Here is a 9,645-nt window from a genome sequence, read left to right as displayed (position 1 = left end):
ATCGTTCTAAGCAATGCTGATGCTGTTGCTGTTCCTTCGAACTTCTTTAAAAAATATCTTACAAATCTGGGAGTTTCAAGTAGAATTTTCGTGATTCCCAATGCAGTGAACACCGAAGTGTTCAGAAAGAAAGACGATGAAAGAAAAGACGAAACCAAAGGAATTTTCGTTGGATGGTTGGATCCGATAAAGGGTATCGACAAGTTGTTGGAAGCAGTTAAAAATCTGCCTTCAAATCCGGGAGGTTTCTCTCTCCTTTTGGTTGGAAGCGGACCTCTCTTCGACTACTACAAGAAGTTGAGCGGGAAGTACGGATTAACTGATTGTGTTCACTTTCTTGGATCGAAAAGGAGAGATGAAGTTTCAAAGCTCTTGCAGGAGAGCGATTTTCTCATTCTGCCAAGTTTGTGGGAAGTATTCGGAGTTGTTGTGATAGAAGCAATGGCTTGCGGAAAGCCGGTGATAGTGAGTGACAAAGGGCAGAGAGAGATAGTCGTGAGGAAAACCGGGATAGTTGTGGATGTGAACGATGGGAAATCCTTGATGGAAGCTATAAAATGGATGATAGAAAACCACAGAAAGTTTCCGAGCAACTTTATAAGGAATTACGCCGTAAGAAAGTTTTCTTTTCCAAAAATCGGTAAGATGTATTCCGATCTTTATCGGAAGGTCATTTCCGGGGAAGTATAATGCAGAAAAAAGTAATGATATACGATGCAGCAGATTCACCAGCCTTACCGATAGCCAGGTCTTTGGGAAGAAGAGGCGTTGAAATTCGCTTGGCTTCAAGTAAAGAGAGAGCTTCGGCATTCCATTCTAAATTTTCCTCGAAAAATTATCTTGTGAGGAACTACCGGGAGGCTCTGGAAGTTGCCGTAGATGAGGGTTGTGAGCTTTTTATCCCACTGCTTTCCGAAAAAGAGCTCGTTGAAGTTGCTAAAATGAAATCAAACGAAATAAAAATAGCCTGCGGAGATTACGAAGCTGTTGAAACCTTGATTGATAAGAGAAAAATCACTGAAATCGCTCAAGATATTGGTATTCCAGTTCCTGAAACATTTTTCCCGAAAACTGAGGAGGACATTTTTGAATTTGCAAAATCCGGAGAATTCATTTTAAAATTGAGGGTCGGTAGTGGAGGGAGGGGTGTTTACAGAATTAAGAATTTAGAAGAGTACTTCTCTCTTAAACGAAATTTAAAGTTCAATGAGGAAGATGTGCTTCTCCAGAAAGCTGTAAAAGGAAAGCAGCTGAGCGTTTCAGCGTTGTCTGATGCGTCCGGATTTATTGTCGCCTTTGTTTACGAGAGGTTGAGGTTTCATCCTCATCCCTTCGGACCGGCAACGTATCTCAAAAGCTCAAGAGACGATGAATGCCTGCTTTACTCGGAAAAGTTAGCGAGGAAAATTAAGTATTCGGGAATCGTAAACTTTGATTTCATCGTTGATGAGGTTGATAACAAACCAAAGCTGATCGACGTGAATCCAAGGTTTTGGGGAAGCGTCAACGCAGCAGCGGTATGCGGAATAGATTTTCCTTGGCTGCTCTATCAGTTTTACTTAGGCTCAGTTGATGAGTTCGCAGAAGAGTACGTTGAAGGAATCCATCTGAGAAGTGTTGTTGATGATTTAAAGTCTGTTGTAAGCATTCTCTCATCAAAAGATGAGTCGATAAGAAGCAAAGCTAAAGCTTTACTCGACTTCCTTAATTTTTTCAAGTATAAAGAGTTCATGTTAGATTTTTCGGATCCGCTTCCGAATCTTTACGAGATCCTTGGAATTTTGAGGAGGAGAATTTAACATGGCAGAATACGAGGTTGAAATTGTAGATAAAAGAGATGAGTGGAATGGATTGGTGGATAGAGCGGATTATACGACGATATTCCACGAATGGGATTGGCTGAAAGCAGTGGAAAAACACTCGAACACGAAGCTTTACCCTCTGGTTGTAAAAAAGAATTCAACTTCTGTAGCAATCTTCCCGGTTTTTGTAGGGAAAAAGCTCGGCTTAAGATTTGCTCTCTCGCCCCCTTCAAAGGCAATAATGGTTTACCTCGGGCCGGCTTTAATTTCCCACAGGGAAATGAAGCAGAGCAAAAAAGAAACTGCTTTGATTGAATCAATTAAAGCCGTGGATAATTTTCTTAAAAAACTTGAAGTTGACTACGTAAGAATAAGAACTCCGCCTTTTTTGATTGACTCACGACCATTCAGCTGGAGCGGGTATTCAGTATTTCCCCAGTATACGTACGTTTTGAACTTGGAAAAAGAACTTTCGAAAATCTGGGAGGACTTGGATAGATCCCTACGGAGGAGCATAGAGAAATCCAGGCAGAAGGGAGTGGATGTTAGAGAAGGCGGTTTTGAGGATCTGGAGTTCGTAAGGCTCAACATGAAGAAGAGATTTCAGGAAATGGGTGCTAAAGTTCCGGAAGATTACTACGAGAGCTACTTTAAAGAGCTTTTCGAGAAGTATTACCCCGAGAAAATGAGGATATTTGTGGCGGAGTACCTACAAGAGCTTGCTGGAGGAATTATTTTGCTTGTTCACAAGGATAGGGTGTCCTACTGGTTCGGTATGAGCAAGACAACGCTGAAGGGGGTTTATCCGAACGATGTTCTTCAGTGGGAAGCAATTAAGTGGAGCTGGGAAAGCGGATTCAGATATTACGAGGAAATAGATGCCGGAGACGATCCGAGGCTGAGACATTACAAGGCGAAGTTCAACCCGGAGTTGGTTCCTTGGTTTTCTACTTCAAAAAACCTATCTATGTTGGGGAAGGTGGGAAACACTGTTTACTTTTCCCTTAAAAAGTTAAAAGGCAGGTTTTAAGATGACTGGAAAATGGGAGCTAACGCGGGAGGAGCTTGCGGATTTTGTCTCTTCTTTGAGAGAGGAAAAAGAGATGTTTAGGACTCCTTTAGAAGATTTGGTGAAATCTGAGGTTATTCTCGTTGAAAGGGTGAATGGTGAAATAGCGGGAATTTGTGGAATCATTAAGGAGAGAGTATTTCCTCGCTTGTACTTGGTTGTTAGAAGAGATCACCAAGGTAGGGGTGTGGGGAAAAAACTACACTTGAGATTAAAAGAGTGCGTTGAGGAGAATTATTTCCTCGTGAAAGTTACAGTTCGAAAAAACAATAAAAAAGCTTTATCTCTATATAAGGATGTAGATTACAGAGTCGTCAGGGAAGACGATGGGTTTTACTACATGATCCGACTGACAAAATACGTGTTCTTCCAACCAATCATCGTTCTTTTGTTTAAACTCATTTGTAGACTCAGTTTTTTCGTTAAGTATCGTTTACGAACTTTCTGGAGGGGATAGATGAATACAGCAAAAAGGGTTGCCAAGAATACCCTTGTTATGGTTTTTGGAGAAATTAGTGCAAAAATCCTCACAGTTGGTTATACGATCCTCCTTGCGAGACACTTATTAGTTGAGGGTTTTGGAGTTCTCTCTTTTTTCCTCGCTTTAACGGGAATGCTCAGGTTGTTCACGGATATTGGCTTTTTTGAATTGACGATAAGAGAAGTTGCGAGGGACAAAACGGTTGCGAAAAAGTTCTTTTCAAACGTACTCCTGTTAAAGTCGATAACAGTGGTTGCAATTTTTGGAGCATTTTTCCTCTATCTATTTTTTGCAGATTATCCTCAAGAAGTGGAGCTTTTAGCTTGCCTGCTTGGTTTGGCTGTCGCCATAGACTCCTTAGCTTCGATATTTCGTTCGATCTTGCAAGGATTTGAGGAAATGCTCTACATCTCTTTAGGTAAAATTTTGAGAAGTGCTGTTTTACTTAGCGGGACTGTTGTTTTAATCATTTTTAATTTTGGCTTGGTGGAATTCGGAGTGTTGTATTTAATCGCAAATACAATCTCCTTCACGTTTCTCGTATCTGCACTCGTAAAAAAGGTAATGTTTGAAAAGATTTCCTTTGAATTCGATAAAAGATTCTGGAAAACTATTTTCAGAGAAGGCATTCCTTTCTGGGCTGCGACGGCTTTTGTCGTAATTCTGAACGATACAGACAAAATTATGCTGTACGCTATGGTCGGAGAGAGGGCAGTAGGGTTTTACAGCGCAGCCTACCGGATGGTTTTTGCGTTAAACTTCCTACCTCTGATGTTCATAGCAGCCCTCTACCCGGTCACATCGAGACTCTTCACTAAATCCGCAAACTCTCTCGTTAAAACGAGCGAAATTGCTTACAAATTCGTTTTGGTAATCGGGTTGTTTGTCGTAGTAATTTTAAGCGGTTTTTCTGAAATTATCGTCTCTACGATTTTTGGAAAAGAATTTTCCAGCTCCGCTGAACCTCTAAAAATCTTAGCTTGGTCTCAGCTTTTTTTGTATCTCAATGTTGTGTTGGGCAACCTTTTTAGATCAGCAGACATGCAGATAATTAAAACGTATCAGGTAGCAGCTGCAGCCACTCTGAACGTTTTCCTCAACTTCCTTTTAATTCCGATCTGGAGCTTCGTTGGAGCGAGCTTCGCAACACTCATGGCGAGATCTTTTTCATTTGTTTTCTTAGGTCTTGTAGCTATAAGACACTTCGACTTTTCCAGAGCTCTCCTTCTCCAGTCGATGGCGGTAGTTTTACTTTCGGCACTATTCGTTTACGCTTCTATCCTGAGTAAAAACTCGTTAATCCTTGTTGTGGGTTTGATAACGATTTTAGTTTTTCTCTACACCAAGATTTTCGATGATAGTGATAGGAGAATTCTGATAAAGCTGATTAAAATGGAGTGAGCTGAATGAAGAAAGTCGTTGTTGTGGGAATTGATGGGGGTAGCTGGAACGTCTTAAAGCCGATGTGCGATCGAAACGAACTGAAGGGGTTAAGGAAAATTATGGAAGACGGTTCTTGGGGGTTTTTGGAGTCAACTCTTCCTCCCTTAACGGCACCAGCCTGGGTGTCCTTTTACACGGGCAAAAATCCAGGAAAGCATGGTATTTTCGATTTCGTTAAACTGGAAAGTGGAAAGATGAAGCTAAATCGATCGAGGGATGTTAAAGGTAAAGCAATCTACGAACTTCTATCAGACTACGGAATTAGAAGCGTAATAATTGCCTTGCCTTTGTCTTTTCCACCAAAAATTGATTTTAACGGAATAATGGTTTCGGACTTTCTTTACCCTCAAAAGGAAGTTTATCCGAAAGGAAGCGTTGATTTATCCAACTACTTAGTTTCTTCAGATCCCAGCAAGATTGGTGAGGAGCTAATAAAAGATGTAATTGAAACAACCAGAAGCCAAGTAGAACTTGGGAAAAGATTATTTTCCGAGGAGGATTGGCAGTTCTTCTTCATTCTTTTCAGGGAAACAGACACGATCCTTCACAACTTTTGGGAGGAAATTAGTAGTGGCAGGAGTCATCTTTTGGAAGTGTTCAAGCTCGTTGATGAATTTTTAGAATGGATAATTGAGAGAATCGAAGATGATATGACCATTTTTGTCATTTCGGATCACGGTTTTTCAGATTACGAATACCTCGTGAGAATTAACAAAATTTTCCACGATAGCGGTCTTCTTGAGCCTAAGATAGTAAGGAAAGAAGAAGCTTCTCTTCTTGAAACTCATGTTAAATCTGCGTTTGGTACGAAAAAAGGAAGGATAAGGATTCCGAAAGTATTTTACAGGATGCTTATGTATCCTAAGGTATCTACGATTGTGAAAAAGATCTACAAACTTGTGTTTAAAGGAAAGGAAGTGAGCTATTTGATAAGGGTCGACTACGAGAAATCCAAAGCTTATGTTCTTACGCCGCTTTCCTCTACTATTTACTTAAAAGAAGATGGGGATTATGATAGGACGTTCCACGAGGTCTTGAAGCTCTTGAGCTCTCTCGAATACCAAGGGAAAAAAGTTGTTAAAAAAGTTTTTACAAAAAATGATGTTTACAATGGAGATCGCTTGAGCGAAGCTCCCGATTTCGTAGTTGTAACGAACGGTTTTATCCTCGATTCCGGCATTACTGGCGAAACATTTGAACGGTTCTCTCAAGGAGGTTATCACTCTCTCCAAGGTATTTTCGCTGCTTACGGAAAAAACATAAGGAGAGGTAAAGTTGATGCGAAAATTTACGATTTACTTCCAACGATCCTTCACGCCCTCGATTTACCAATTCCCGAAGATGTTGATGGGAGAGTGCTGGTAGAGATATTTGCTGAGAAAAAGGATGTGAGGCAGATTTCATCCGAGGAAAACGAGAAAATAAGAAAAGCGATATCTAAGCTTAAGAAGATCTGACGTGAATTTTTGCAGTCTTGCTGTTGGTGTTTAAGTATGCTTTTATTACGCTCTTCTGCTTTTCAATTTTGACGTTTTCTGCTGAGATTTTAAAATCCTCCGCTGGTAGCTTTATTAAAATCTTGGCTTCTGGCAAAACTTCTTTGGAGTGAATGTTAACGATAAAGTCCTCTGGATACTTTCCAGAGACGTTGACGCTGATTTTCCCCATCGCTACCAACTCTTCTCTTACTTTTTCGAGTTTAACAATTTCAAATCCGTTTTTGTTTAGAAAGTCTATTGTCCTCTGCAACTTTTTGAAACTGCCGTTATCGTAGAAAACTGAGTCTTCAACCTCCAAGATTACCACTTCATCGCTGCCAGCTACCCCACGAGCAATGTTTTCGACGACTCTCCATCCATCCTCTGAACTTTCTGCTGAGAGGGTTGGAGAAGAGATGGGTAAAAGCGTCACGTTAGTTTCTTTCCCTCTAATTACTGCAATTGTCGGGAATCTCTCCCCTTCGTCGAATAACGTTAGATACGGCGGAGACACGTATTTGTTGAAAACGTACTTCACACCAAACTCTTCGAATAGCTTTATAGATCTTAAATTAGCGTAGGGGTCGACAATAGCCTTTATTGGATAGAACTTAGATAAGTTCGGTAAGTTTTTATAGTACTCTTCCCTGATTGTGTCGTTTTTGATTTTCAAATACGCAGCCAACTGAAAGTTGTCTGAGGAGTAATTTTTCAGCTTTTGAATGTTTATCTGCTTGTATAAAGGAATTGAAAGTACAACTGGGTAATTCAGATTTTCTATCCTTTGCAGGATGCTGTCGTTTATATCTTCCTTAAATTTTACAATTAGAATCGCTGGCTTTTTCACGTGAGGGTGTAGATTTACGAAGCTTGAATTCTCTATTCGTATTTTAGCCTCATCTTCTTCTCCTACTGAAATCCACTGAGTTACGGTAACTTTCTCTCCTGGAAAAACTCTTGTTAAATCCTTTTTAACTGAAAAGTCTATTCTGCTGTACCCCTTATGCTTTGTTGAACCGGAGTAGGAGATCCTATCTGGTAGCGGGGAGGTTTTTTCGAAACTTAGGTAGATTCCCTTCTTCTGATCGTTGTAAATGAACACTTCTTTAAATTCAAGGTCTCTCAGCAAAACGTAATCCTCGTTGGGGTAGATTGTTCTGTTAAATCTTTCCCCACTCTCGCTTAACGTCGTAAAGTGAGTGTAGGGGGCGTAAAACCTCGTTGTAATTTTGATCGGAACCCTTACATTGTTGTAATCGTTAAACACTGTTATTTCCTTCTTTATCGCTTCGGGGTAGAAAGTGTATCTTACAATCAAGGTTGCCACTGGAATGTAATCTTTCGTAATTTCCCCCCTGTACTCCACAATGTTCTCTCCAAGAAGCACCCTCGAAAACTCGACTCCTTGAATTATCACCCCTTTAATCTTCCCGAGAATAACGTAGTCGAGCAGACTTCCTTCTTCAAGATAGTTTTCGGTTTTAGTCCCGAGATAGTCTATTTTTGGAGATGTTTTTCCTATCCTGATTTTGTAAGACTTGGTTTCCACGAGCAAGAAGTTTCCTGCATCTTTTATCGTCGGATGATCTTCGAATTGGATATGCGGATAGATGTCAGAAAGAACGAGTTTTTCCTCTATAAACCGGGCTATTGCGAACTCCTTGCTTGAAAGAATTTTATCGTAACTCTCGCTATCAAACAGATTTATCTCCTCCCAGCTTGTTTTTAACCCTTTTAGAGTTTTGCTGGAGACTACCAGGTACTTTGCACCGAAAGAGCTTGATAAGTCCTTGGCAGCATCGGTGTCTCCTTCAACAACTGCTTTTGAATAATCTATCAGGTACCTCCTCATCTCCTTTCCTGCTGGAATCCACACAGCTGAGGGAGGAATTTTGTTGGCGTAGACGCTTACCCTATGCCCGTAGCCGATTTCTCCTACCCCTTCCTTTTCTGAGCCAACGTTTCTCAGCCACTCCAGTCCGAACTTGTCCTCTGGAGGAATGCTTATCTTTGGATGGTAGTAAGCGTTTCCGAAGACGGAAACTATGCCGAAGCTAATGAAGATTGAAAAAAATGCGAGGAATAAAGCGGTATTTCTAATCTTTTCGTTCGAAATTTTTTCCTTAATCGTTTCAACTACCTGTAGGAAACCGAGGGTCGAGAGAATGGGTACGATGAGGAAAAGATACTGAATCTCTCTTAACCCCCTTTCTCCGGTTATCATTGCTGAAGGTAGAACTATTATTAGCAGCGGTATCAGTATGCTCGCCACTTTTTTGTCGATTCTCTTTAAGCTCAGAAGGGATAAGAGTGTTTGAAGCGGTCCAATCCAGAAAGGCAGAAACACTGGACTTTTTGGTACAGTTGCAAAGGTTATTGCGAAGGAAAACATCCTCTTGTCTTTAACGAAAGATGAAACCTTTGTTGCAAGGATCGAGAGGAAGTAGAGAGCGATTATCGCGTAAAATACGTTAATAAGTGAGTGTTCGCTAAACAAACCCTCGTAAATCGCATCACCTATCGCTCTGAAAATACCTAATCCAGTCGTTTCTGCAATTTTATCCGAAATTTTGAGAATAAACAGTGCTTTGGTGCCGAACTGGGGTTTGATTTCTGGGAATAATCTCATAAATGAAACATAAGAGAGGAGCATTGCCGAAAACGGGAGTAATGCCTTCGAGACTCTGTTGTAAATTATAGAGTAAACGATTATGTATGCTGGGAGGAACGAGAAGATGAATAGATATGTGCCTGCGTGGAAAATCGGTAGCAGGCTTAGGAGAATCGTCATCATCAGCAAACTCTTTGCATCATCACGTAGAAGAAGAGTGAAAGTTAGAATTATAAAAGGAAACATGAAAGAGTCCGTTTCAAAGTTTAGTATCCCGATCGTTATCACCGGCATGCTGAGCATAAAGAGTACTGAAAAAGCGTGGATCTTAGGTTCTTTCTCCGGAATCAGTTCTTTCGAGTACAGATAATAAAGGAGCGAAGAGAGTATGAGAAGTATCAATGGTTGTAAAATTGAGAGGGAAAAAGCGTCGATCGAAGAAATTTTCATCACAAGCGAGCTGAAGAGTCTAAATCCAAAGGGGTAGCTCGTTTTAGTGAAGTAATCGTTTTGGAGTTTGTTGTAGAATTCTTCAAGAGAGTTAGTTTCGTAGAAGATTCTCGTGTAGAAAATGTGTGCGTAGGAATCTGTTCCATGAGGTATGTAGAAAAATATTGTCGGAGCGATGAAGCCTACGAAGACTAAAAGTGCTAAAACGACGATAAACGGGTCTACGTTCAAACTTTTTAGGTTTAAATTTAAAATTTTTTTTATATTATTGATTTCCATGTGTACGAACCTCGGTTAACCTTAATAGCTGT

Annotated in this window: 7 protein-coding genes; 6 read left to right on the top strand and 1 reads right to left on the bottom strand. The window is 40.4% G+C overall.

Annotated elements, in window-relative coordinates:
- The 6 genes from F7C14_RS08860 to F7C14_RS08835 all read left to right on the top strand — a co-directional run.
- Positions 1-690, top strand: a 690-nt coding sequence (locus F7C14_RS08860) for a glycosyltransferase (protein ID WP_290901987.1), incomplete at its 5' end; no start/stop codon positions are given.
- The gene (locus F7C14_RS08855) at positions 690-1,799 is read left to right on the top strand and encodes an ATP-grasp domain-containing protein (RefSeq protein ID WP_290901985.1); all 1,110 of its coding nucleotides are present in this window, start codon (positions 690-692) and stop codon (positions 1,797-1,799) included. The genes F7C14_RS08860 and F7C14_RS08855, both read left to right, overlap by 1 nt.
- Position 1,800: 1 nt before the next feature.
- Positions 1,801-2,832, top strand: a complete 1,032-nt coding sequence (locus tag F7C14_RS08850; protein ID WP_290901983.1) for a GNAT family N-acetyltransferase — start codon at positions 1,801-1,803, stop codon at positions 2,830-2,832.
- Between the two features lies 1 nt (position 2,833).
- Positions 2,834-3,328, top strand: coding sequence for a GNAT family N-acetyltransferase (locus tag F7C14_RS08845; RefSeq protein WP_290901981.1), 495 nt, complete (start codon positions 2,834-2,836; stop codon positions 3,326-3,328).
- The gene (locus F7C14_RS08840) at positions 3,329-4,753 is read left to right on the top strand and encodes a flippase (RefSeq protein ID WP_290901978.1); all 1,425 of its coding nucleotides are present in this window, start codon (positions 3,329-3,331) and stop codon (positions 4,751-4,753) included.
- A 5-nt stretch (positions 4,754-4,758) separates the two neighbouring features.
- Positions 4,759-6,252 carry an alkaline phosphatase family protein gene (locus F7C14_RS08835; RefSeq protein WP_290901976.1) on the top strand — a complete coding sequence of 498 codons (1,494 nt, stop codon included), beginning with the start codon at positions 4,759-4,761 and terminating at the stop codon, positions 6,250-6,252.
- On the opposite strand, the gene F7C14_RS08830 is transcribed toward F7C14_RS08835, so the two are convergent.
- Positions 6,239-9,613: a hypothetical protein gene (locus F7C14_RS08830; protein ID WP_290901974.1), complete on the bottom strand. Its 3,375-nt coding sequence runs from the start codon at positions 9,611-9,613 to the stop codon at positions 6,239-6,241. The two genes, F7C14_RS08835 and F7C14_RS08830, sit on opposite strands and share 14 nt — an antisense overlap.
- Positions 9,614-9,645: the final 32 nt, after the last annotated feature.

This window comes from Ferroglobus sp. (assembly GCF_015521575.1).
Classification (GTDB): domain Archaea; phylum Halobacteriota; class Archaeoglobi; order Archaeoglobales; family Archaeoglobaceae; genus Ferroglobus.
This window is presented reverse-complemented; position numbering and strand designations above follow the sequence as displayed.

Bases quoted from the DNA above. Each gene is read 5' to 3' on its own strand.
- F7C14_RS08855 (WP_290901985.1), top strand. From the start codon at position 690: ATGCAGAAAAAAGTAATGATATACGATGCAGCAGATTCACCAGCCTTA.
- F7C14_RS08850 (WP_290901983.1), top strand. From the start codon at position 1,801: ATGGCAGAATACGAGGTTGAAATTGTAGATAAAAGAGATGAGTGGAAT.
- F7C14_RS08845 (WP_290901981.1), top strand. From the start codon at position 2,834: ATGACTGGAAAATGGGAGCTAACGCGGGAGGAGCTTGCGGATTTTGTC.
- F7C14_RS08840 (WP_290901978.1), top strand. From the start codon at position 3,329: ATGAATACAGCAAAAAGGGTTGCCAAGAATACCCTTGTTATGGTTTTT.
- F7C14_RS08835 (WP_290901976.1), top strand. From the start codon at position 4,759: ATGAAGAAAGTCGTTGTTGTGGGAATTGATGGGGGTAGCTGGAACGTC.
- F7C14_RS08830 (WP_290901974.1), bottom strand. From the start codon at position 9,613: ATGGAAATCAATAATATAAAAAAAATTTTAAATTTAAACCTAAAAAGT.